The 24641-nt window shown below is 65.0% G+C and carries 20 protein-coding genes; 14 read left to right on the top strand and 6 right to left on the bottom strand.

Features of this window, described 5'->3' with window-relative positions; translation table 11 throughout:
• Position 1: 1 nt before the first annotated feature.
• Positions 2–649, bottom strand: coding sequence for a nicotinamidase (locus IB229_RS15950; RefSeq protein WP_192330703.1), 648 nt, complete (start codon positions 647–649; stop codon positions 2–4).
• Between the two features lie 142 nt (positions 650–791).
• Here IB229_RS15950 and IB229_RS15945 point away from each other — a divergent pair, with 142 nt between their 5' ends.
• The 10 genes from IB229_RS15945 (at position 792) to IB229_RS15900 (ending at position 14899) form a co-directional block, all read left to right on the top strand.
• Positions 792–1481: an NUDIX domain-containing protein gene (locus IB229_RS15945; RefSeq protein WP_192330702.1), complete on the top strand. Its 690-nt coding sequence runs from the start codon at positions 792–794 to the stop codon at positions 1479–1481.
• Positions 1482–1632: 151 nt separating this feature from the next.
• Positions 1633–2313: a methylamine utilization protein gene (locus IB229_RS15940; protein ID WP_225579158.1), complete on the top strand. Its 681-nt coding sequence runs from the start codon at positions 1633–1635 to the stop codon at positions 2311–2313.
• Positions 2297–4642: a putative bifunctional diguanylate cyclase/phosphodiesterase gene (locus IB229_RS15935; protein ID WP_192330700.1), complete on the top strand. Its 2346-nt coding sequence runs from the start codon at positions 2297–2299 to the stop codon at positions 4640–4642. Before IB229_RS15940 ends, IB229_RS15935 begins: the two co-directional genes overlap by 17 nt.
• Positions 4643–4659: 17 nt before the next feature.
• Positions 4660–5523, top strand: coding sequence for a DUF3034 family protein (locus IB229_RS15930; protein WP_192330698.1), 864 nt, complete (start codon positions 4660–4662; stop codon positions 5521–5523).
• Between the two features lies 1 nt (position 5524).
• The gene (locus tag IB229_RS15925) at positions 5525–5944 is read left to right on the top strand and encodes a group I truncated hemoglobin (RefSeq protein ID WP_192330696.1); all 420 of its coding nucleotides are present in this window, start codon (positions 5525–5527) and stop codon (positions 5942–5944) included.
• A gap of 415 nt (positions 5945–6359) precedes the next feature.
• Complete coding sequence (putA, locus tag IB229_RS15920) at positions 6360–9539, top strand: bifunctional proline dehydrogenase/L-glutamate gamma-semialdehyde dehydrogenase PutA (RefSeq protein WP_192330694.1); 3180 nt, start codon at positions 6360–6362, stop codon at positions 9537–9539.
• A gap of 248 nt (positions 9540–9787) precedes the next feature.
• On the top strand, positions 9788–11278 hold the full coding sequence (putP, locus tag IB229_RS15915) for a sodium/proline symporter PutP (RefSeq protein ID WP_192330692.1): 1491 nt from the start codon (positions 9788–9790) through the stop codon (positions 11276–11278).
• 344 nt (positions 11279–11622) lie between these two features.
• On the top strand, positions 11623–12423 hold the full coding sequence (locus IB229_RS15910) for a glucose 1-dehydrogenase (protein ID WP_192330690.1): 801 nt from the start codon (positions 11623–11625) through the stop codon (positions 12421–12423).
• Entirely contained in the window at positions 12416–14230 is a 1815-nt protein-coding gene (locus tag IB229_RS15905) for a glycoside hydrolase family 15 protein (protein ID WP_192330688.1), read from the top strand. Before IB229_RS15910 ends, IB229_RS15905 begins: the two co-directional genes overlap by 8 nt.
• A gap of 201 nt (positions 14231–14431) precedes the next feature.
• Positions 14432–14899, top strand: coding sequence for a PA2169 family four-helix-bundle protein (locus tag IB229_RS15900; protein ID WP_192330686.1), 468 nt, complete (start codon positions 14432–14434; stop codon positions 14897–14899).
• A gap of 314 nt (positions 14900–15213) precedes the next feature.
• On the opposite strand, the gene IB229_RS15895 is transcribed toward IB229_RS15900, so the two are convergent.
• The 4 genes from IB229_RS15895 to IB229_RS15880 all read right to left on the bottom strand — a co-directional run bounded on the left by IB229_RS15895 (position 15214) and on the right by IB229_RS15880 (position 18903).
• Positions 15214–16551 carry an SPFH domain-containing protein gene (locus tag IB229_RS15895; protein ID WP_192330684.1) on the bottom strand — a complete coding sequence of 446 codons (1338 nt, stop codon included), beginning with the start codon at positions 16549–16551 and terminating at the stop codon, positions 15214–15216.
• A 125-nt stretch (positions 16552–16676) separates the two neighbouring features.
• Complete coding sequence (locus tag IB229_RS15890; protein WP_192330682.1) at positions 16677–17450, bottom strand: MOSC domain-containing protein; 774 nt, start codon at positions 17448–17450, stop codon at positions 16677–16679.
• Between the two features lie 96 nt (positions 17451–17546).
• Positions 17547–18266, bottom strand: coding sequence for a UDP-2,3-diacylglucosamine diphosphatase (lpxH, locus tag IB229_RS15885; protein ID WP_192330680.1), 720 nt, complete (start codon positions 18264–18266; stop codon positions 17547–17549).
• A 145-nt stretch (positions 18267–18411) separates the two neighbouring features.
• Complete coding sequence (locus IB229_RS15880; protein WP_192330678.1) at positions 18412–18903, bottom strand: peptidylprolyl isomerase; 492 nt, start codon at positions 18901–18903, stop codon at positions 18412–18414.
• A 324-nt stretch (positions 18904–19227) separates the two neighbouring features.
• On the opposite strand from IB229_RS15880, the gene IB229_RS15875 reads away from it, so the two are divergent.
• The 4 genes from IB229_RS15875 to IB229_RS15860 all read left to right on the top strand — a co-directional run bounded on the left by IB229_RS15875 (position 19228) and on the right by IB229_RS15860 (position 23519).
• Entirely contained in the window at positions 19228–20910 is a 1683-nt protein-coding gene (locus tag IB229_RS15875; protein ID WP_192330676.1) for a glutamine--tRNA ligase/YqeY domain fusion protein, read from the top strand.
• Positions 20911–21009: 99 nt separating this feature from the next.
• Positions 21010–22392, top strand: a complete 1383-nt coding sequence (cysS, locus tag IB229_RS15870; protein WP_192330674.1) for a cysteine--tRNA ligase — start codon at positions 21010–21012, stop codon at positions 22390–22392.
• Between the two features lie 300 nt (positions 22393–22692).
• Complete coding sequence (locus IB229_RS15865) at positions 22693–23292, top strand: flavodoxin family protein (protein WP_192330672.1); 600 nt, start codon at positions 22693–22695, stop codon at positions 23290–23292.
• The gene (locus IB229_RS15860; RefSeq protein ID WP_192330670.1) at positions 23289–23519 is read left to right on the top strand and encodes a DUF2798 domain-containing protein; all 231 of its coding nucleotides are present in this window, start codon (positions 23289–23291) and stop codon (positions 23517–23519) included. Before IB229_RS15865 ends, IB229_RS15860 begins: the two co-directional genes overlap by 4 nt.
• A 264-nt stretch (positions 23520–23783) precedes the next feature.
• On the opposite strand, the gene IB229_RS15855 is transcribed toward IB229_RS15860, so the two are convergent.
• Positions 23784–24620, bottom strand: coding sequence for an enoyl-CoA hydratase/isomerase family protein (locus IB229_RS15855; protein ID WP_192330668.1), 837 nt, complete (start codon positions 24618–24620; stop codon positions 23784–23786).
• Positions 24621–24641 lie beyond the last annotated feature (21 nt).

Here is a 24641-nt window from a genome sequence, read left to right as displayed (position 1 = left end):
GTCAGTTCTCCAGTTCCTTGCTGTTGAGGGCCGCGTCCAGCTCATCGAGGCTGGCGTGCAGCGCAATGCCCGCAGCGCGCATCTCGGCGCAGGCCGCCTGGGCCGTATCGTCGGCGATGGCGCGGCAGGCCGGCAGGTAGACGTCGACCGCAAAGCCGGCCCGGCGCAATTGCAGGGCGGTGGTCTTCACGCAGTAGTCGAGGGCCAGGCCACCGACCAGCACGCGTGCCACGCCATTGTGCCGGAGAAACTCGATGGCGCCTGTGCTGCGCCGCTCAGCCAGGTCGTGGTAGCAGGCGCCGTAGGGGTGCAGGTCGGGCTCCACGCCTTTCCACACGAAGTAGTCGTAGTCGAGCGGGGCGGGCAGCTCGTCGAGCAATTCGAAGCCCGGCGTGCCCGGCACGCAGTGGCTGACCCAGGAGATGTCGGCGTTGGCCAGCGGCAGCGGCTTGAGCATCTCTGCATGGCTCGGCGCGATCCAGGCAGCGTGCGGGCTGTGCGCATCCTTGCTGCCCAGGCGCAGGTGTGCGCGGCTGGCCAGTGCGTTGAGGGCTGGAGCGATCTGCTCGCCACCGGCGACCGGCAGCTCGTCCGGGCACAGCGGCGTGAAGCCCTTTTGCGCATCGACGTCGAAGCTGGCGATTTTCATGCGGGTTCCCTCTTTCCACGTTTTGATGGCTACATATTTCACCTGATGAAATATGTCGTCAAGTCATTTTTCACTGCAGGGCGTGAAATGCACCGATTTATTCGTCAAGATGAAATAAGTCTGCGAAACGAAGGGAGAGGGCATGAGTGCGCAAGTGCTGGCCGGCGTCGACATCGTCGCGCTGCGCCTGAACGAACAGGCCGAGTTGGAGCTGCTGCTGATCCGCCGTGAGCAGGCGCCGTTCGCTGGCGAGTGGGCGCTGCCCGGTGTGCTGGTCAACGGTCGCTGTGCCGACAACGATCTGGATGCCGCTGCCACCCGCGCCCTGGCCGAGAAGGCGCGCATCCGCCCGTGCTACCTGGAGCAGGTTGCCACCGTGGGTAACGCCGTACGCGACCCGCGTGGCTGGTCGCTGAGCACGTTCTACCTGGCGTTGCTCCAGCCGGGCACGGCGGGGCAGGGCGAAGACCTGCGTTTCGTTGCGCTGGAGGACGTTCGCGCCGGCCGCTGCGCGCTGCCGTTCGACCACGCGCAGCTGGTGGTCCAGGCCGCCGAGCGCCTGGCCGGCAAATCGGTGTACACCTCGCTGCCGCTGTACCTGCTGACCCCGCGCTTCAGTGTCACCGAGGCGCTGGCCGCGTTCCAGGCTTGCCTGGGCCAGGCAGTGCAGCACACCACCCTGCGCGGGCGCCTGGAAAAGATGAAGCAGAGCGGCTGGATCGTCGACACCGGCGAGAAGAACTATCCGAAGATGGGGCGCCCGCAGAACCTGCTGCAGCACAATCCGGGGGCGAGTATGTTGTATGTGTTCGACCGCAATGTACTGTCCTGAACGGGCATTTTTCCCGTCTGCTGAGCGGGCGGCTTTTTCTGCGTGATCTTCATCGGGGGCTCGGCTAATCTGCTGAAAAACCTCGTAGTCAGGTTGCCAGGAAGGCGTGTACTAACCTCTCCCGTACCGAATTCGGGTAATGGAACGCCGCATGATCAAGCCTTCGTCCCGCGCATTCAGTTTCATCTTCTGTCTGGCCATTCCCGTGATGTCCGTGAGCGCCGCCAGCCTCGACGCCGAACTGGTCGACGCCACTGGCCAGGCACTGGGCAATGCCGTGCTGACCCTCGGCGGCGCCGGCGGCCCGGCCGCCGCCAGCGGGATCATGGATCAACGCAGCCTGCAGTTCGCGCCCACCGTGCTCGCCGTGCGTAGCGGTACTGCGGTGCACTTTCCCAACAGCGACAACGTTCGTCATCAGGTCTATTCCTTCTCGCCGACCAAGCGCTTCGAGCTGCGCCTCTACCAGGGCACACCGAGCGAGCCGGTGCTGTTCGACAAGCCCGGCCTGGTGGTGCTCGGCTGCAACATCCACGACTGGATGCTCGGCTACATCTACGTCACCGACGACCCCTGGTTTGCGGTGAGCGATGACAGCGGCAAGCTGAAGATCGACAACCTGCCGGCCGGCACCTACCAGGCCACGCTGTGGCACCCGCAGCTGGCGAACATGCTGCCGGTGAGTGCCGGGCAACTGGTGGTACCCGAGAAGGGGCTGCAGCAGCGCTTTACACTACAGCTGAGCGGCTCCGCTGCCGCGCTGCCGTCCACCCCGAAACCCAGCGCCTTTGGCGAAGCGTTCAAGAAGGCCACGCGTGACGTTCAGCAATAGTTTCCAGACGCGTATCGCCAGTGTCCTGATCCTGCTCCTGCTGGTGGTGATCAGTGCCCTGTATTTTGCGGTGAAGGCGGCCACCGGCGTGGCCGTCCACAACCAGTTGCGCGAGGAACTGGGTACCGGCGGACGGGTTTTCGAGCAGTTGCTGGAGGTGCGCGGGCGGCAGTTGCACGACGCGGTGCAGGTGCTCGCCGCCGACTTCGGCTTCAAGGATGCGGTGGCCAGCGGTGACCGCGACACCATCGGCTCGGCGCTGGCCAATCACGGTGCGCGGATCAATGCCGACGTGACCCTGCTGCTTGGCCTCGACGGCAGCCTGCTGGCCAGCAGTGCCGAACAGGTGGATGCTGCCGAAGCCACGCGCCTGGCCCAGCAGATGGCCGAGCAAGGCCGCAGCGGCGCGCCGGTGTCGTTGTTGCCGATCAATGGCGAGGTCTACCTGCTGGTCGAGGCGAGCATCAAGGCGCCACTGCCGATCGCCCGGGTGGTGATGGGCTTCCATGTCGACAGCGCCTTCGCCGCCGAACTGCGCGAGCTGACCCACCTGGAGCTGACCCTGGTGTCGATCGAGGATGGCAAGCCGCATGGCTGGGTCAGCACCTTGCCGGCGGTGCTGCACGAACGCCTGCGCGACGAGATCCAGCAGCAGCAGAGCAGTGGCACGCGCCTGCTGGAACAGGACGGCCAGCGTTACCTAGGCGAGTGGCGGACCCTGAGCAGCGGCCCCGGCTATCAGGTGCTGGCGCTGCTGCACAAGTCGGTGGACCAGGCCGAGGCCGCGTTTGCGCCGCTGGACCATGACATCCTGCTGATTGCCATCGCCGCGCTCTGTGGTTCGCTGCTCGGCGCGCTGATGCTCGCGCGTAGCCTGTCGCAGCCAGTGGTGGCGCTGGCCGGTGCGGCCGGGCGGATTGGCCAGGGTGACTACCGTACCCCCATCGCGTTGCAGCGCGGCGACGAACTGGGCGCGCTGGCCAAGGCTTTCAACAGCATGCAGGACGGCATCGCCGAGCGGGAGCGGCAGCTGGCGCACAACGCCTTGCATGACCCGCTCACCGGCCTGCCCAACCGCACCCTGGCGCTGGAACGCCTGGGTAGCGCGATCACCTCCGAGCGCCCGACCGCGTTGCTGCACCTGGGCATGGTCAATTTCCGCAACATTCGAGAAAGCTGTGGCACCGACGGTGCCGACCAGGCATTGCAGCAGATCAGCCGCCGCCTGCAGGCGACGCTGCGCCCCGGTGACACCCTGGCCCGCCTGGTCGCCGACGAGATGCTGATGCTGCTGGAGAACTGTGACAGCGACAGCGCCATCGCCGCGGCGGACAAACTGCAGCAACTGCTGCTCAAGCCGATGAAGGTCGGCAGCCTGGATATCAGCCTGGACTGCGCCATCGGTATCGCCAGCTTCCCCGCCGACGGTGCCACCGCCGACGAGCTGCTGCGCCGCGCGGCCATCGCCATGCAGGACGCCACCCAGTTGCCCGGCCGCCTGCAGCTTTATCAGGAGGGCCGCGACGCGGCTCACCTGCGCCAGATCAATCTGGTGCGCGACCTACGCTACGCCGCGCTGCACGGTGAGCTGCTGCTGCACTACCAGCCGAAGCTCGACATCCGCGCCGGCAAGGTACGCGAGGCCGAAGCGCTGCTGCGCTGGAATCATCCGCAGTACGGCATGGTGTCGCCGGGCGAGTTCATCCCCCTGGCCGAGCGTACTGGCAGTATCCAGCTCCTCACCAACTGGGTTATCGAGGATGTGCTGCGCCAGCTCGAGGAATGGAACGCGCGCGGCCTGCACATGCAGGTCTCGCTGAACATCTCCGCCGACGATCTGGTCAGCCTCGGCCTGGTCGAGCGGGTCAGCGCGCTGCTCGCGCAGCACACCGTGGATGCCGGGCAACTGGTGTTCGAGATCACCGAGAGCGCGATGATGCAGGACCCGACCCGTGCTCTGGAGGTGCTGCATGGCCTGCGCGATTGCGGTATTCACCTGTCGGTGGACGACTTCGGCACCGGCTACTCCTCGCTGGCGCAGCTCAAGCGCATGCCGGTACAGGAGCTGAAGATCGACCAGTCGTTCATCCGCGAGCTGGATGCCGAGAGCGACGACGCCGTGATCGTCCGCTCGACCATCGAGATGAGTCACAGCCTCGGCCTGCGTGTGGTCGCCGAAGGCGTCGAATACGCCCACAACCTCGACCTGCTGAAACGCTGGAACTGCGACACCGCGCAGGGCTACCTGATCAGCCGGCCGCTGCCGGCACAGGCCTTCGAGGCCTGGATGGCGCAACCCCTTGTCACCTCACTGGCCACGGCCCATTGACCCTGAGGAACTCGACGATGCCCCGCGCGTTACTGCCTGCCTCCCTGTTGTTGCTCTGTTCACTGTTGCCAGCCTGGGTGCAGGCCGACCAGGGGCGCCTGCTCGCCACGGGCGGGGCGACCAGTATCGACGGAGCGGCCGGCGGCGGCATCGTGCCGTGGGCGGTGCTGGCCGGTTACGGCGAGCAGGGCGAGTGGGGGGCGACGGCCTTCGTCACCCGTGTGGAAACCGGTGACTACCGCCTGGATGTCGGCGGCGTGGCGGCGTCCTACGGCAACCGCATCGAGCTGTCCTATGCCCGTCAGCGCTTCGACCTCGGCACCCTGGCGCGAGACCTGAGCCTGCCGAACACGCTCAGTCAGGACATTCTCGGCCTCAAGGTGCGCCTGTTCGGTGACCTGATCTACGACCAGTTGCCGCAGGTTTCGCTGGGCATCGAACACAAGCGGCAGAAGGATTTCTTCGTGCCCAACCTGATCGGTGCGCAACGTGACGAAGACACCGAGGCCTACCTGGCCGCCAGCCGCCTGTTCCTCGGCGGCGCCTTCGGCTACAACCTGCTGGTCAACGGCAACCTGCGCTACAGCCGCGCCAACGAGCAGGGCCTGCTTGGTTTCGGCGGCGACCGCCGCGACCGTCATTCGGTGCTAAAGGAAGGCTCGCTGGCGGTGCTGCTCAACCCGCGCTGGGCGGTGGGCGTGGAGTACCGTGAGAAGCCGGACAACCTGTCCTTCGCCGGCGAGAGCGACTGGTCCGACGTGTTCGTCGGCTACTTCCCCAACAAACACCTGGCCGTGGTCCTGGCCTACGCGCGGCTGGGCGAGATCGCCGGCCTGGACAATCAGGACGGTGCCTACCTGTCCATCCAGGGGAGCTTCTGACATGCGCGGCCTGCTGATTGCCCTGTGTCTCGTGCTCACGGCCTGTGCCACGCCCAGCGCCACGGACGACAGCCTGTACCGCTCGCTCGGCGAGCAGCCGGGCATCACCCGCATCGTCGAAGGCATGCTGCTCAACGTGGCGCGCGACGAACGCATCGTCGCGCACTTCCAGCGCGTCGACATCGACCTGCTGCGTGACCGCCTGGTGGAGAAGTTCTGTGTGATCGCCGGCGGTCCCTGCGTATACAAGGGTGAGACCATGGAAGAGGGCCACAAGGGCCTGAACCTGACCCGCAGCGACTTCAATGCGCTGGTGGAAAACCTCATCGACTCGATGGATGCGCAAGGCATCCCTGTGCCGACGCAGAACCGCCTGATTGCCCGTCTGGCACCGATGCGCGGGCAGGTGATCGAGCGCTAGCGGGGTGCGTTCGGTCACATAATGCAACGCTCGTGCGATGCGCCCGACGGCGCCACGCAGGACGTTCGTTCAGGCCGATCAGCGGCCTAAATCGACAAACGCAGCGGACTTTTTGCTGCCTCCCCGTGCACCCCGATCCGTCATCCTCCACGCCCCCTGCGCCGCGCCAGGTCCCCCGTGCCAGGGCCTCGCAGCGCGTATTCTTCGGCGTGGTAAATTCAAACGCGCGTATTGATTAAGTTCCGCCTCCCGGAGGTTTTCGCAAAAACTCCAGAGTTTCCCGCAAGAACCTGTCACCCCCCTGTCACTAGAGTCCCGCATCCCGCCGCGCCGCCTGCATAGAACCATTCGTTCTTGCAGCGCCTTGGTAATGGGCTAGACCGAAAACAACAGTCTCAAAAAGAGGAGGGGCGTGATGTTCAAAGCCAGTCACGTCTTGCAGGGCGACTTTCTCAACAAGACTGCCGCCGAGTTCTTTCCCGTCATCAGCGCCAACTACGCTGTCGACGAGGCCGCCTATCTCACCGAGCTGCTGCAGCTCGCCGACCCCGGTGCCAGTGGCATCGACGCCATCAGCGCCAAGGCGCGTCACCTGATCGAAGACGTGCGCAGCCGCGACAACGCCGAGGACACCCTCGACGCCCTGCTGCGCCAGTACAGCCTCGACACCCACGAAGGGCTGATGCTGATGTGTCTGGCGGAAGCGCTGCTGCGCGTGCCGGATGCCGCCACGGCCGATGCGTTGATTCGCGACAAGCTCAATGCCGCCGAGTGGGAACGCCACCTCGGCCAGAGTGACAACGTGCTGGTCAATTTCGCCGCCTGGGGCCTGGTGATGACCGGCAAGGTGGTCGACCCGGAAACTGCCGATGGCCGTCCGAAGAACATCCTCGGTCGCCTGATCAAGCGTTCCGGCGAGCCGGTGATCCGCGCCGCGATGAACCAGGCCATGAAGCTCATGGGCAAGCAGTTCGTCCTCGGCCGCACCATCAGCGAAGCGCTGAAGAACGGTCGTCCGCAGCGCGAGCAGGGCTACACCTATTCCTTCGACATGCTCGGTGAAGCGGCGCTGACCGCCGACGACGCCGAGAAGTACATGAGCGACTATCGCAAGGCCATCGACACGGTCGGCAAGGAGCCGCAGGTCGGTCCCGGCCCGCGCCCGTCGATCTCGATCAAGCTCTCCGCCCTGCACCCACGCTACGAAGTGGCACAGCGCGAGCGCGTACTAACCGAGCTGTTCGCCAACGTCCGTGAGCTGGCCATCCGTGCCCGCGCGCTGGACGTCGGCATCTCGGTCGATGCCGAGGAAGCGGACCGCCTCGAGCTGTCCCTGGAGCTGTACGAAAAGCTCATGCGCGACCCGGCCATCGCCGGCTGGGGCGAGTTCGGTCTGGTGGTCCAGGCCTACTCCAAGCGTTGCCTGCCGGTGCTGGTGTGGCTGACCCTGCTGGGCAAGGAACTCGGTGCCAAGATGCCGCTGCGTCTGGTCAAGGGCGCCTACTGGGACAGCGAGATCAAGCAGTGCCAGGTCCAGGGCGCGCTGGGTTACCCGGTATTCACCCGCAAGGAAGGCACCGACACTTCGTACATCGCCTGTGCCCGCTACCTGCTCTCCGAGCACACCCGCGGCGTGATCTACCCGCAGTTCGCCAGCCACAACGCACACACCGTCACCTGCATCCTGAGCATGGCCGATGCGGCCAAGGCCGAATCCGGCGAAGTGCGTGACTTCGAGTTCCAGCGCCTGCACGGCATGGGCGATGCGCTGTACGACACCGTGCTCGAGAAGCATGGCCGCAACGTGCGCATCTACGCCCCGGTCGGCGCGCACAAGGACCTACTGCCGTACCTGGTGCGTCGCCTGCTGGAGAACGGTGCCAACTCCTCGTTCGTGCACCAGCTGGTCGACCCGAGCGTGCCGGTCGAGTCGCTGATTGATCACCCGGTGACGCAGCTGCGCAAGTTCAAAACCCTCGGCAATGACAGAATCCCCCACCCGCTGGCGCTGTTTGGCGCGGCGCGGAAAAACTCGCAGGGCATCAACATGAACATCCAGAGCCAATGGGCCGACCTCGAGTCCGACTTCAACGCCAACCTGGGCAAGACCTGGCAGGCCGCCCCGGTCATCAACGGGCAGAAACTCACCGGTGCCGCGCAGGACGTGCGCTGCCCCTATGACCTCGCCAAGGTCGTCGGCAGCGTGCAGTTCGCCAGCGCCGAGCAGGCTGCCACCGCCCTCGACGTGCTCAGCGCCGCCTGGCCGCGCTGGAACGCCACCCCGGTCGACGATCGTGCGGCGATCCTCGACCGCGTTGCCGACCTGATGGAAACCCACCGCGCCGAGCTGATGGCGCTGTGTACCCTGGAAGCCGGCAAATCGCTGCAGGACGGCATCGACGAGGTCCGCGAAGCCGTCGACTTCTGCCGCTACTACGCCCAACAGGCGCGCCTGCGTCTGGGCCGTGAAGAACTGCAGGGGCCGACCGGCGAGCGCAACGAGCTGTTCCACGAAGGCCGCGGCATTTTCGCCTGCGTCAGTCCGTGGAACTTCCCGCTGGCCATCTACCTGGGCCAGATCAGCGCCGCACTGGTTGCCGGTAACTGCGTGCTGGCCAAGCCGGCCGAGCAAACCAGCCTGATCGCCGCCCGCGCTGCCGACCTGCTGTTCGAAGCCGGCCTGCCGAAAGACGTGTTCGCCCTGTTGCCGGGCGACGGTGCCACCCTCGGCGGCGTGTTCTGTCGCGATGCCCGCGTCGCCGGCGTGTGCTTCACCGGTTCCACCGACACCGCGCGCATCATCAATCGTCAGCTGGCCGACAAGCCGGGCCCGATTGCCGCACTGATCGCCGAGACTGGCGGCCAGAACGCCATGATCGTCGACTCCACCGCGCTGCCCGAGCAGGTGGTCAAGGATGCCGTGGCCTCCGCCTTCACCAGCGCCGGCCAGCGTTGCTCGGCCCTGCGCGTGCTCTACGTGCAGGACGACATCGCCGAGCGCGTGCTCGACCTGCTCAAGGGCGCGATGGCCGAACTCAACGTCGGCCCGACCCACCAGCGCGTCAGCGACGTCGGCCCGGTAATCGACGAGGAAGCCAAGTCCGGCCTGCTGGCGCACATCGCCCAGCTCAAGGGTGAAGGCAAGCTGATCGCCGAAGCCACCCTGCCGGCCGGCCTCAATGGTCACTTCATCGCCCCGGTAGCGTTCGAGATCGGTGGTATCCACGAACTGAAGAAAGAGAACTTCGGCCCGGTGCTGCACGTGGTGCGCTTCCAGGCGGCGGACCTGGAGAAGGTCGTCGCCGCGATCAATGCCACCGGCTATGGCCTGACCCTCGGCGTGCACAGCCGCAACGAGGAAACCGCACAGCGCATCGAAGCCCGGGCCCGTGTCGGCAACCTGTACGTCAACCGCAACCAGATCGGTGCGGTGGTCGGCGTGCAGCCCTTCGGCGGTTGCGGCCTGTCCGGCACCGGCCCGAAAGCCGGCGGCCCGAGCTACCTGCTGCGTTTCGCCAACGAACGCACCACCTCGACCAACACCACGGCGGTGGGCGGCAACGCTTCGCTGCTGTCGTTGAACGACGCCGAGTAAAGCACCATGCAACGTGTCCTCGCTCCACAAGGGCGAGGGCAGGGATGAGGGGAGCTCATCCCGACCACCTTCAGGATGAAAGTGGCGCGGCCGAGGGACAACGGCCAACCTTGTTGATGGCGGCGCCTCTTGCGGGGCCCGTCGTGACGATCCCGCCACAAGCGGGTGGATTTGCCAGCCGTGCCGCGGATAACCCACCGCGGCGATAACAATACGAGCCATAAAAACAAACGAGAGGGTATCCCCCAATGACCGCAAGTAACCCGATGCTGATCACCTTCGTGGTGTACATCGCCGCCATGGTGTTGATCGGCTTCATCGCCTATCGCGCGACCAAGAACTTCTCCGACTACATCCTGGGCGGTCGCAGCCTGGGCAGCTTCGTGACTGCGCTGTCCGCCGGTGCCTCCGACATGAGCGGCTGGTTGCTGATGGGCCTGCCGGGCGCCATCTTCATCGCCGGTATCTCGGAAAGCTGGATTGCCATCGGCCTGATCATCGGTGCCTGGCTCAACTGGCTTTTCGTTGCCGGTCGCCTGCGTGTGCACACCGAGCACAACAACAACGCGCTGACCCTGCCGGATTACTTCACCCACCGCTTCGAAGACACCAGCAAGCTGCTGCGTATCCTCTCCGCGCTGGTGATTCTGGTGTTCTTCACCATCTACTGCGCCTCGGGCGTGGTCGCTGGTGCGCGTCTGTTCGAAAGCACCTTCGGCCTGTCCTATGACACCGCCCTGTGGGTCGGCGCCGCGGCCACCATCGTCTACGTGTTCATCGGTGGCTTCCTGGCCGTGAGCTGGACTGACACCGTGCAGGCCACGCTGATGATTTTTGCGCTGCTGATCACGCCGGTGTTCGTCATTCTCGCCCTGGGCGATTTCGGCGCGGCCATGCAGACCATCGAACAGGTGAATCCGGCCAACTTCGACATGTTCCGCGGCCTGTCCTTCGTCGCGATCATCTCGCTGATGGGCTGGGGCCTGGGCTACTTCGGCCAGCCGCACATCCTGGTGCGCTTCATGGCGGCCGACTCGGTCAAGTCGATTCCGACTGCGCGCCGCATCGGCATGACCTGGATGATCCTCTGCCTAGGCGGCGCCGTGGCCGTAGGGTTCTTCGGTATCGCCTACTTTGCCAACAACCCGGCACTGGCCGGCCCGGTGACCGAGAACGGTGAGCGCGTGTTCATCGAGCTGACCAAGATCCTGTTCAACCCGTGGGTTGCCGGTCTCATTCTCTCGGCGATTCTGGCTGCGGTGATGAGCACCCTGAGCTGCCAGCTGCTGGTTTCCTCCAGCGCCCTGACTGAAGACTTCTACAAGGCCTTCCTGCGCAAGAACGCCAGCCAGACCGAACTGGTCTGGGTCGGCCGTGGCATGGTCCTGCTGATCGCCCTGATCGCCATCGCTATCGCCTCCAACCCGGAAAGCAAGGTGCTGGGCCTGGTGTCCTACGCCTGGGCCGGCTTCGGCGCGGCGTTCGGCCCGGTGGTGCTGCTCTCGGTACTGTGGAAAGGCATGACCCGCAACGGCGCGCTGGCCGGCATGCTGATCGGTGCCGTGACCGTGGTGGTGTGGAAGAACTGGATTGGTCTGGGCCTGTACGAAATCATCCCGGGCTTCATCTTCGCCACCATCGGCATCCTGGTCTTCAGCCGCATCGGCAATGCGCCATCCGCGGCCATGACCAAGCGTTTCGACGAGTCCGAGAAGGAATACCAGGACGCGCACATCTGATTGACCGCATACGGCGCGCCTGGCCGGTCGTCCAGGCGCGTTTGCCGCTCTGCTAGCAGGGCTCCACGCACGACCCGATAGTGCTTTGCCGGCCCACACCTCAGGTATGGGCCGGTTTTTTTTGCCTCGCGTATTTGCGGGCCGGCCTTAGGGCGCGCGGTGCGCACCGGGCGGATCGTGTGGATTGTGGTGTGCGTGGCGCACCCTACGTAGTTGGCAGCGTGCACCCGGTTCTGTGTCTATCCACGCAACATTTCGCGGTATCTCGCTGCCGCCTCCCGCATGAACTCTCACCACCCGTGCCAGTCAGCTTCTACAAGCCCAGCACGCAGTGGAACACGCACATGCACATCTCTCTCAAGCAGCAGGTCGCCTTGGTCACGGGCGGCAGTTCGGGTCTCGGTGCCGGTTCGGCAAGAGGCCTGGCCGAGGCCGGTGCCGCCGTGGTGATCAACTACCACTCAGACGGCGAAAGCGCACAGAGCCTGGCGGCTGAAATCCGAGACGGCGGCGGCCAGGCCATCGCCGTGGGCGCCGACGTTTCCCGCGAAGACGACGTCGCACGACTGTTCGCCAAGACCATCGAGACCTTTGGCCGCCTGGACATCCTCCTGGCCAATTCCGGCCTGCAGCAGGACGCCGCGCTTACCGAAATGAGCCTGGACGACTGGCGCACCGTCATCGACGTCAACCTCACCGGCCAGTTCCTCTGCGTGCGCGCCGCGGTGCGCCAGTTCCAGCGCCAGCAGGTGCGCCCGGCGGTGTCCCGCGCGTTAGGCAAGATCATCCAGATGAGTTCCGTGCACCAGCGCATTCCCTGGGCCGGGCACGTCAATTACGCGGCCTCCAAGGGCGGTGTCGACCTGCTCATGCGCAGCGTGGCGCAGGAGGTCGGTCACCAGCGCATCCGCGTCAACGGCATCGCGCCGGGGGCGATTCGCACCGATATCAACGCGGACACCACCCAGGGCGGAGCCGGCAAGAAGCTGCTGGAGTTGATTCCCTGTGGCCGCATCGGCGAGGTCGAGGATGTGGCCAATGCGGTGGTCTGGCTGGCTTCCGACGCCTCCGACTACGTACACGGCGCGACGCTGTTCATCGACGGCGGCATGACCCTGTATCCGGGGTTTCGCGACAATGGCTGACTGGCGCGCGGCGGCGCAGAACCCCATCGAGGCCCACGGCATCATCGGCGACATGCGCAGCGCCGCCCTGGTCGCCGACACCGGCTGTATCGACTTCTGCTGCTGGCCGGAATTCGACAGCCCATCGATCTTCACAGCCTTGCTCGACACCCCCGAGGCCGGCATCTTCCAGCTCGCCCCGGACCTGCCCGAGGCGCGTCGCGAGCAGCTCTACCTGCCTGATAGCAACGTGCTGCGCACCAGCTGGATCGACCGCGAGGCGATCGTCGAGCTGACCGACTTCATGCCCATCAACGCCACCGCCGAGGCCATGCCACGGCTGATCCGCATCATTCGCGTGGCCCACGGTCGCGCGCGGATTCGCCTGTACTGCCGACCACGGCACGACTATGGCCGCGCGCAGACCGAGGCCAGCCTGCATGAGGACGATGTGTGGTTCGAGGCACACGGGCAGCCGACGCTGCGCCTGTCCTGCACCCGCGCGTTGCAGGTGCAGGAGCATGGCGCCCTGGCCGAGTTCGAGTTGGGCGAGGGCGAGCAGATGGTCTGCGTGCTTGGCGCGGTGGACGATCCCCTGGGCGATGCCAGCGAGGATGTGCTGTGCCTGGACGAGACACTGGCGTTCTGGCGCAACTGGATCGGCGCTTCCAACTACCGCGGGCGCTGGCGGGAAATGGTCAGCCGCTCGGCCCTGGCGCTGAAACTGCTGACCTCGCGCAAGGCGGGCGGGATCGTCGCCGCCGCCACCTTCGGCCTTCCGGAAACCCCGGGCGGCGAGCGCAACTGGGACTACCGCTACACCTGGATTCGCGACGCCTCTTTCACCGTCTACGCGTTCATGCGCCTGGGCTTCGTCGACGAGGCCAACCACTTCATGCGCTGGGTGCGCGGGCGCGTCGACGACTGCTGCCACCACCCGACCAAGCTGCACATCCTCTACGGCCTCGATGGCCGCGTGGAGCTTCCGGAAGAGGACCTCGACCACCTCGCCGGCTATGGTGGCGCGCGGCCGGTGCGCATCGGTAACGAGGCGCACACCCAGGTGCAGCTGGACATCTTCGGCGAGCTGCTCGATGCGGTGTACCTGGCCAACAAGTACGGCGAGGCGATTTCCTACGAAGGCTGGCAGCATGTCACGGCGGTAGTCGACGAGGTCTGTGCGACCTGGCAGGAGAAGGACGTCGGCATCTGGGAAATCCGCGACGAGCCGCAACACTTCCTGCACTCGCGGCTGATGTGCTGGGTGGCGCTTGACCGTGCGTTGCGCCTGGCCTTCAAGCGCTCCCTGCCGGCGCCGTTCGAGCGCTGGGACACCACGCGCCAGGCCATCCACGACGACATCTGGAGCAACTTCTGGGACGCCGAGCGCGGCCACTTCGTACAGCACAGCGGCTCCACCCACCTCGACGGCTCGATGTTGCTGATGCCGCTGATGCGCTTCGTCGGCGCCACCGATCCGCGCTGGCTCTCCACCCTGGAGGCCATCGAGCACGAGCTGGTGCGCGATAGCAGGGTGTTCCGCTACAGCAACGACGATGGTTTACCGGGGGAAGAGGGCGCGTTCGTTGCCTGCTCGTTCTGGTACGTGGAATGCCTGGCGCGTGCGGGACGGGTGCGCGAGGCCAACCTCACGTTCGAGCGGATGCTGCGCTACGCCAACCCGCTGGGCCTGTTCGCCGAGGAAGTCGATCACCAGGGCCGGCACCTGGGCAACACGCCACAGGCGCTCAGCCACCTGGCGCTGATCAGCGCGGCGAGTTTTCTCGACCACAAGCTCAGCGGCGAGAAGACCCTCTGGCAGCCGTGAGGCTGCCGGTTGCATGCGGCGTTTCGCTACGTCATTCGCTGCGCCAGCGTGCCACTCGGCGAATTGGTTGAACGAAGTTCGCAGCCGCCACGTCGGAATTCATAAGCGCCAGACGGAAGAAGTGGCGCCGAACTATCAATCTAGCGCTCGACGCGCAGTACCTCATCCGAGGACCGTGGCGTCGATATAGGAGAGCGACAAGTGACTACCCCGGACAATGTGAAAGACACCATCAAGACCCTGAACAACCTCATCGAGACCAGCAAGGACGGCGAAGCCGGCTTCAAGGTCTGCGCCGAGGACGTGAAGCGTCCCGACCTGAAAACCTTGTTCCTGGATCGCTCGCAACGTTGTGGCCAAGCGGCTGCCGAACTGCAGCGCATCGTTCTGGAACTGGGCGGCAACCCGGAGGACAGCACCAGCGTCGGCGGTGACCTGCACCGTCGCTGGGTCGACCTCAAGTCGCTGGTGACCGGCAAGGACGAAGAGGCCATCCTCAACGAGTGCGAGCGTGGCGAAGACGTCGCCAAGAAGCACTACAAGGAAGCCCTGGAAGAAACCCATCTGTCGCCGGAAATCCGCGCCGTGGTGCAGCGCCAGTACGACGGCGTGCTGCGCAACCATGACCAGATCAAGGCCCTGCGGAATGCGGAACGCGCGCGTAGCTGATAGCTAGACGCCCCCGCATCAACGAAACGCCCCGCCATTGCGGGGCGTTCGTCTTTCTACCGGATGCTCATGGTTGTTGATCGATCGTTCCCACACGGGGAGCGTTGCTCGTTCCCACGCTCTGGGTGGGAATGCCGTTGGTGGCGCTCTGCGCCACACGGTGTTGGGCCCAGACTATGAGTCGAGCGGACGCGGAGCGTCCTTGGATGCATTCCCACGCGGAGCGTAGGAACGATCGAAAATTTGGCGTCCGCAACAAAAACGCCCCGCGATGGCGGGGCGTCGTGCTTCCGGCCGTGTCTCAGGTCAGGCGCTTATTGCTTGACCTGCAGGTCCAGCGACAGGTCACGGGCGGCCTTGGTGGCGAGCACGCCCATCAACTGGCCGATCTCGTCCTGGCGGCTGGTGGCGCTCTTGTCGCCGCCACCGGCCATCATCACGCTGGGTACCGGCGCCTGCGCGGCGGCTTCGGCCCAGACCTTGTTGATCGCCACCAGGGCATCAAGCTTGGGCTGCAGCGCGCCGTCCGCCTCGATCACGGCCTTGCGTGCATAGGCTTCGGCGTCGGCGGTGATCTTGGTCGCCTGGCTGGTGATCGAGGCCTTGTCGCGCAGCAGTTCGGCGGTCTGTTTCTCGATCTCGGCACGGCCCTTTTCGCGCTCGGCGTTGATCCGCGCCAGTTGCTTCTCGGTTTCCGCCTGGGTGGTGCGCTCGATCTGGTCGCGCAGGGTTTCCTGGCGGCGCGCTTCCACTTCCTTCTCGCCGCGGGCGGTCACCAGCAGCTTCTCTTCCTCTTCCTTCAGGCGGTTCTGCCGCGCCACGGCCAGCTCGGCCAGCGCCTGCTGGACCTTGACCATGCGCTGCTTGTACTGCGGGTTGGGATCGACGTTGGTGATGCGCGCCTCGACCACTTCCACCCCGTACTTGCGGAACTGCTGCTGCTTGCGCACCGGCAGGCCCTTGCTGTCGAGGACCTTCTCGGTGATGAACTGGCTGACGTTGTTGTCGCCGAAGGTGCCTTGTTCGCTACCCGCCTGGAGGATCGCCGTCTGCGCCGGCTGGTGGCCACGGGCGCTGCGGATCTCGCGGCGCTTGATCAGGTACAGGCCGTCATTGAGCTGGTTCTCGAACTCGGCGGCGAACTCGCTACGCGCACCGGCGTAGAAGTCGTCGGCGCTCATCAGCGAGGCGGTGGCCTGCAGGGTTTCCTTGATCGCCGGAACCAGCGCGGTCTTGATGAAGTTTTCCGGGTTGCGGTACTCCTGAGCGATCTTCAGGAACTGCTCGCCGGCTGGCAGGCGGAAGCGCGCCGAGGACTCGACCTTGGCGTCGACGTTGCCGAGAAACACGATGGGGAAGGCTTCGATGGTGGCGCCGAGCGAGTCGTTGTCGCTGGTATCGTCGATGGCTAGCGCCTCGGTGAGCACCGATTGCACGCTCAGGGCTTTTTTCCACGGGGTTGCGCGGCCGAACCACTTGGTCGCGTAGCCGACGTCATCGACCACCTTTTCCTCGCCGAAGATGGTCCGCACGTGAGTGGCGAAACCGGCTTCGTTGTAGAAGAACACGCCGTTGAACAGGACGAAGCCGATGGCGGCGAGGAGGGCGGGCGCGCCCAGGTACTTGAAGAGTTGTTCCTTGGTGAATGGCATGATCGCTCCTTGACTGCAAAAAAGGTGCGCGCATGCTGCGGATGGCCGCAAGGCCCGTCAAGTGGCACTGTGCCGCCGTGTGCAGCGCCTCTCGCGGCGCCGCGTTCGGCGGGTTCCGGCTGGATTCAGAGCAGCTGCAGCGGGTCGCCGACGCGCACCTGGCCGCCACGCTGCAGCTCGATGTACACGCCCATGTCCGGGTGCCCGTAGAGCTGCATCAGCGACTTGGGAATGCTCAGGTCGCGCACCGCAGTGCCCGGGTTGACGTTGGTCGCCACGCAGCGCCGCGTGCGCAGCACCACCGTGCCCACGGCCTCGCCGATGCGCACCTCGCGGCCGACCCAGTCCAGCTCCTCCCACGGCGTTTGCGTGCGGAAGTAGACGTTGGCGCGAAAGCGCATCGGGTCGACCTCGGCGCCGATGTCCGCGGCGAAGGCCTCGACCGAGGCCAGGTTGATCAGCGAGATGGCATTCATCATCGGTTCCGAGATCACGCTGACATCGGTGAAGCGGATGCCTTCGGCCTCGACCACCTGCGGGGTGCCCTTGAGGCGTTCACTGAAGCGGCGCTGGAAGATGCCCGCCAGTGCCTGCCGGTCGGCTTCCAGGCCGAGGTTGAACGGGTGTTCGATGCCGTCCGGGCTGCGCAGGGTCAGTACGTTGCGCGCGGCGTCGTAGTCGCTGTGGTATTCGGCCAGCTGTTCCAGATTCACCAGCACCAGGAAGTCGGTCTTCGGTCGCGGGCTGTAGCCCTCGGCCTGGAACTCCCAGGCGCCGTTGGTGATGGCAAACTGGCGGTCCAGCGGGAAGGCCTGGCCGGCCTGCAGCGTCACCGCCTGCAGTGCTTCAGCGGAGAGCCCTTTGACGGGGTAGCGATACAGGCTTTCGATGGGGTACATGGCGTGCTCGGCTCCGTGCTGCCCGGAAGGATGCGCGCTCATCATGGTCCGAGTGGGCCGCGCAGGCACTACGTCAGAGTACGTACAGTGCGGCGCTCAAAGGGCGAAGGGCGCTTGCCGGTAGCCGTTGTCGTCGATCTGCAGAGCCCAGGCCTGCTTGTCCCAGTCGCCGAGGACGATGCGCTGCGCCGGCTGGCCGTCGACGTCCAGCGTGTGGGTCGCCGGGCGGTGGGTATGGCCGTGGATCAGCGTGCGCACGCCAAAGGCAGCCATCACCTTCGGCACTTCCTCGGGCGTCACGTCGACGATCTCGCTGGCCTTCATCCGTGTCTGCGCGCGGCTTTCGTTGCGCAGCTTGCGCGCCAGCTTGTGCCGCGTGGCCAGCGGCAGGTGGCGCAGAATGAACAGCGTCAGCGGGTTGCGCAGCACGCGGCGCAGCTTCATGTAGCCGACGTCCAGGGTGCACAGGCTGTCGCCGTGCATCAGCAGCACCGGCTCGCCGCCGACCTGGATCAGGCTGGGGTCCTTGAGCAGGGTGCACCCGGCTTCGCGGCAGAACGCCTGGCCGATGAGGAAATCGCGGTTGCCGTGCATCAGGTACACGCGCGTGCCGCTGTCGCTCAACTGGCGCAGGGCGCGGGCGATGTCGTGCTGGAACGGCGACATCGCGTCGTCACCGATCCACACTTCGAAAAAGTCGCCGAGGATGTACAGGGCCTCCGCCTGGGGCGCCCGTTCGGCGAGGAAATGCACAAACGCCCGGCTGATGTCCGGGCGTTGTTCTTCCAGGTGCAGATCTGAGATCAGCAGGATCATTCAGCAGACCGATGAAAAAGGTAGCGAGCGACGGCTAGGCAAGGCGCGGCTGCTCGAGGAAGCGCAGTTTACGAGCGGTAAATGAGCATTCCGAGAGCGGCCGCAACGCTGCATAGCCTAGCGCAGTAGTTTTTTCGTCGGTCTGTCAGACGATCTCGGCCTTCTCGATGATCACGTCGTCCACCGGCACGTCCTGGTGGCCCGACTTCATGGTGGTGGCTACAGCCTTGATCTTGTTGACCACGTCCATGCCTTCGACCACTTCACCGAACACCGCGTAGCCCCAGCCCTGCACGGTCGGCGCGCTGTGGTTGAGGAAGCTGTTGTCGGAGACGTTGATGAAGAACTGTGCGGAGGCCGAGTGCGGCTCCATGGTACGGGCCATGGCCACGGTGCCGACCTTGTTGGCCACGCCGTTGTTGGCTTCGTTCTTGATCGGCGCGCGGGTCGGCTTCTGCTTCATGCCCGGCTCGAAACCGCCGCCCTGGATCATGAAGTTGCTGATCACGCGGTGGAACACGGTGCCGTCGTAATGACCGTTTTTCACGTATTCCTTGAAGTTGGCCACGGTTTCCGGGGCCTTATCGTCGAACAGTTCCAGGGTGATGACGCCGTGGTTGGTGTGCAGCTTGATCATGGGATTCACTCTCGAGGTTCGGGCAAGGCGGGTGGCATGGAACGGCACGGCAGCGGCGGGGGCCGCGCTTTCGTGCCTTATCGTCACGCCTGGTCGCTTTGCGGCTGTCAGGGGATTGACGGGTTCGCTATCATACGGGCTTTGATTTGACCGGCCTACCCTTCTCGGGTCTGCTGCGCATCGGCCATGCCGCGTTGAAATCGGCCTCAGACTGCTCAGTTACACATCGTAAACTGCGCGTCTTCAGCCGATTTCGCCTTGCCTGGCTCTAGCTCGCGAGACCCGAAGTCAGCTCTACGCCGCGTATTCGTACCTAAGGACATCATGAGCAAGCCCACCGTCGATCCCAAAGCCAGCACCGCAGCCGCCAACTTCCTGCGTCCGATCGTCCAAGCCGACCTGGACAGCGGCAAGCACGCCACGATCATCACGCGCTTCCCGCCGGAACCCAACGGCTACCTGCACATCGGCCACGCCAAATCCATCTGCCTGAACTTCGGTCTGGCCGAGGAATTCGGTGGCGCCTGCAACCTGCGTTTCGACGACACCAACCCCGCCAAGGAAGACCAGGAATACATCGACGCGATCAAGGCCGATGTCGAGTGGCTGGGCTTCAAGTGGGCAGGGGAGGAGCGCTACGCCTCCAACTATTTCGACCAGCTGCACGACTGGGCCGTCGAGCTGATCAAGGCCGGCAAGGCCTACGTCGACGACCTTTCGCCGGAGCAGGCCCGCGAATACCGCGGCAGCCTCACCGAGCCGGGCAAGAACAGCCCGTTCCGTGATCGCCCGGTGGACGAGAACCTCGACCTGTTCGCCCGCATGAAAGCCGGCGAGTTCCCGGACGGCGCCCGTGCCCTGCGCGCGAAGATCGACATGGCCTCGCCGAACATGAACCTGCGCGACCCGATCCTCTACCGCATCCGCCACGCTCATCACCACCAGACCGGCGACAAGTGGTGCATCTACCCGAGCTACGACTACACCCACGGTCAGTCGGATGCCATCGAAGGCGTGACCCACTCCATCTGCACCCTGGAGTTCGAAGACCATCGCCCATTGTACGAGTGGTTCCTCGAGCAACTGCCGGTGCCGGCGAAACCGCGCCAGTACGAGTTCGCCCGCCTCAACCTGAACTACACCATCACCAGCAAGCGCAAGCTCAAGCAACTGGTCGACGAGAACCACGTCAACGGGTGGGATGACCCGCGCATGTCGACCCTCTCGGGCTTCCGCCGCCGTGGCTATACGCCGGCGTCGATCCGCGCCTTCTGCGACATGATCGGCGTCAACCGCGCCGGCGGCGTGGTCGATGTCGGCATGCTCGAATTCGCCATCCGTGAAGACCTCGACGCCAACGCCTCGCGCGCCATGTGCGTGCTCAAGCCGCTGAAGGTAGTCATCACCAACTACCCGGAAGGCAAGGTCGAGCACCTCGAACTGCCGCGCCATCCCAAGCAGGACCTCGGCGTGCGCGTGCTGCCGTTCAGCCGTGAGATCTTCATCGACGCCAGCGACTTCGAGGAAACCCCGCCGGACGGCTTCAAGCGCCTGATCCCCGGTGGCGAAGTGCGCCTGCGCGGCAGCTACGTGATCCGCGCCGACGAAGCCATCAAGGACGCTGCCGGCAACATCGTCGAACTGCGCTGCAGCTATGACGAGAACACCCTGGGCAAGAACCCCGAAGGCCGCAAGGTCAAGGGCGTGATTCACTGGGTGCCGGCCGCCGAGAGCGTGGAGTGCGAAGTGCGCCTGTACGACCGCCTGTTCCGCTCCGCCAACCCGGAGAAGGACGAAGAGGGCGGCAGCTTCCTCGACAATATCAACCCGCAGTCGCTGGTGGTGCTGCAGGGCTGTCGCGCCGAGCCATCGCTGGCTAACGCCGCGCCGGAAGAACGCTTCCAGTTCGAGCGCGAAGGCTATTTCGTCGCCGACCTGAAGGACTCCAAGCCAGGCAAGCCGGTGTTCAACCGCACCGTCACCCTGCGCGACTCCTGGGGGCAATAACGACTGTCAGAGGGCGGCGCTCGATCAGGCGTTGAAGCGCGATCCGCTTCGCCTGATCGTCGCGCGCTGCGTTGAAAGCCGTTCTTGAGGGATTTAGAAATGCTGTCGATCTACAACACCCTGAGCAAGGTCAAAGAGCCGTTCACGCCGCTGGTGGCCAACCAGGTGCGCATGTACGTGTGCGGCATGACCGTGTACGACTTCTGTCACATCGGCCACGCCCGCGTGATGGTGGCATTCGACGTGGTCACCCGCTGGCTGCGTCATCGCGGCTATGACGTGACCTACGTGCGCAACATCACCGACATCGACGACAAGATCATCAAGCGCGCCAACGACAACGGTGAGCCGTTCGAGGCACTGGTCGAGCGCATGATCGCTGCCATGCACGAGGACGAGGCGCGCCTCTGCGTGTTACGTCCGGATATCGAGCCGCGTGCCACCGAGCACATCGACGGCATGTACCAGATGATCCAGACCCTGATCGACAAGGGTTACGCCTACGCCCCCGGCAATGGCGACGTGTACTACCGCGTCGGCAAGTTCGTCGGCTACGGCAAGCTGTCGCGCAAGAAGATCGAAGACCTGAAGATCGGTGCACGCATCGAGGTCGACGAAATCAAGGAAGATCCGCTCGACTTCGTCCTGTGGAAGGGCGTGAAACCGGGCGAGCCGAGCTGGCAGTCGCCCTGGGGCGCGGGCCGTCCGGGCTGGCACATCGAGTGCTCGGTGATGTCCACCTGCTGCCTGGGCGAGACCTTCGACATCCACGGCGGCGGCCCGGACCTGGTGTTCCCCCACCACGAGAACGAGATCGCGCAGAGTGAGGCGGCCACCGGCAAGCTCTACGCCAAGGCCTGGATGCACGCTGGCGCGGTGCGCGTGGACGGCGAGAAAATGTCCAAGTCCCTGGGCAACTTCTTCACCATCCGCGAGGTGCTGGAGAAGTACCACCCGGAGGTGGTGCGCTACCTGCTGGTGTCCAGCCACTACCGCAGCCCGATCAACTACTCCGAAGACAGCCTCAAGGAAGCCAAGGGCGCCCTGGAGCGCTTCTACAATGGCCTCAAAGGCCTGCCGGAAGTGGCACCTGTGGGTGGCGAGGTTTTTGTCGAGCGCTTTGGCGCGGCGATGGACGACGACTTCAACTCGCCGGAAGCCTGCGCTGTGCTGTTCGATATGATTCGCGAGGTCAACCGCCTGCGTGAATCAGACGTACAGGCCGCCGCCGGCCTGGCCGCGCAGCTCAAGCAACTGGCCGGCGTGCTCGGCGTGCTGCAGCTGCAGCCGGATGCGTTCCTGCAGGCCGGCGCCGCCGGCAAGGTCGACGCCGCCGAAGTCGAAGCGCTGATCGCCGCGCGCCTGCAGGCGCGTGCCGAGAAGAACTGGGCCGAGTCCGACCGCATCCGCGACCAGATCACCGCCATGGGCGTGGTCCTGGAAGACGGCAAGGGCGGCACCACCTGGCGCCTGGCCGAGTAATCGGTTGCTGCAACGAAAAAGGCCGCTCACCGAGCGGCCTTTTTTATGGGCTCTCAATTGTTCCCCCGTTGCATCGGCGCCGCTTCCCGTAGGGTGCGCCATGCGCAACGATGCCGGTGCGGGTGTTCTGGTGGGCACGGCGCACCCGATGGCTGCTCATGCGCAATTGGCCTCCGATCATCACTGAAAGAGCTGAGCGTTCGGCTCTTGACCTCAAGTCGACTTGAATTCGTAGAGTCGCTCGGCACCGCACACCGGCACCTGTCGCCGCTGTGCTTTCGCTGATCCCGGAGCCTAGCCATGCAGAACATCGCCGTCATCTACCACAGTGCCCACGGGCACACCGAACACATCGCCCGTACCATCGCCGCCAGCGCCCGCAGCGTGGCCCATACCGACGTACAGCTGCTGCAGGCAGAAGAACTGGCCACGGCGCCGGAACGCCTGCTGCCGTTCGACGGTTATATCCTCGGCTCGCCGACCTACCTCGGTGGTGTGTCCGCCCCGGTCAAGGCCTTCATGGATGCCACCGGGCCGTTGTGGCGCAGCCAGCAGTTGCGCGGCCGGCTGGCTGCCGGTTTCACCGTGTCCGCCTTGCCGGCCGGTGACAAGCAATCGACGCTGCTATCGATGTTCGTCTTCTGCATGCAGCACGGCATGCTCTGGATCGGTAATCCGATCCTGCCGGAACAGCACCTGGGCGTGCCGTACGACGAAGCTGCCAACCGCCTCGGCTCCTGGTCGGGCCTGATGGCCCAGGCCGAGAAAGCCTCGACGCCGGACTTCTTCGTGCCCGGCGATATCAGGACGGCTACCCTGTTCGGCCGTCACTTCGCCGAAACCCTGCAGCGCCTCGGTAGCCGCGGTGCCAGAGCGCACAGCCCGGAGGCCGCCCGATGATCCCGAGAAAGTACGCGCCACTGCTGTTCGCCCTGATCCTCTCCGGGCTGATGTCGCTGATGGTTTCCGGCATCTCCACCTACCGCGTCGCCGGCTCGCTGCCAGGCTTCGCCAGCCTGTGGATGAGTGCCTGGCTGACGGCGTGGCTGTTTGCGTTTCCCGCGGTGTTGGTGGTGGCGCCGGTGGCGAGGAGGGTGGTGGAGAAGTTTCTGGTGGGGACTAGATAGGCAGCAGATTTAGTTCCTGCTTATGACTTGTTGCATCTAATTTGGGTGGCTGCTACCGGCCAGAAGCGGCCGGTTCGTCTTGTAAATAATCCGTCTCCTTTCCCTTTGACAAGCTGCCTCTTGTCCAGCCTACAAAGCGCCACAGTTTTCACTGACTCCGTAGGAGCGGCCCCTGGCCGCGAAGCATTGTTTGGGGCGAGTTCGCTGCTGCGTTGTATTGCCCACCACCAAGCAAAGGGCCAGCCGCGCCAGCCATCCTCGCGACTATGGGGTTATCGGCTGCGGATACCGCGCCAGCAGCTCGCCCAGGTCGAGTTCCATGGCACCCTGGTGTTGTCCGCCCTGGGCGAGCATCCACTCCACCCGGTCGAGGGTTTCTGGCGCATGCATATCGGCCACGAAGCGCTGCGACTCGTCCGCCAGGGTCTCTTCATCGAGCGTGCTGACACGCTCCACCACAGCTTTGACATTGCCTATGCCGCCGGCCGGGAAGCCGGCGATACGGCGGGCCAGGGCGTCGCAGAAGCTGCTGAGTTGCTCGCCTGGCAGTGCGCGGTTGATCCAGCCGTAAAGCTCTGCAGTAGTGGCATCGAAATCCTCGCCGCCCAGGCATATCTCCAAGGCCCGGCCTCTGCCCAGCAGTTGGGTCAAGCGCACAGTGCCGCCTGCGCCCGGCAGCAGCCCCACGCCAATTTCCGGTTGGCACAGCACGGCGGTTTCGCGGGAGGCAAAACGCATGTCCAAGGCTAGGAGAAACTCGCTTCCTGCGCCGCGGGCGCGCCCGCTCAGCTCGCCAATGGTGACCTGGGACAGGCGGCTGAAACGGGTGAACAGTGCACTCAGCAGGCTTGGCGTGCCGGGCGCCAGGGCGACGGGCGGTGCGTCGAGTTGGCTGCCCAGGTCATAGTGGGCGAGGAAGAAATCCGCATGGTCGCTGCGAAAGATAACGACTTTGGTCTGCGTGTCGCCCTCCAGCTTTTGCGCCAAACGGAGCAGGTCGATCACCATAGTGCGGTCGACCAGATTGATTGGCGGGTGGTTGAAGCGCACCACGGCGACCCCTTCATGATCGTCGCGGGTAAAGCTCTGGTATTCGCTCATGGTTATCTCTCTGGAGTGGCT

Origin of the sequence: Pseudomonas sp. PDM14 (assembly GCF_014851905.1) — a bacterium.
GTDB lineage: Bacteria > Pseudomonadota > Gammaproteobacteria > Pseudomonadales > Pseudomonadaceae > Aquipseudomonas.
This window is presented reverse-complemented; position numbering and strand designations above follow the sequence as displayed.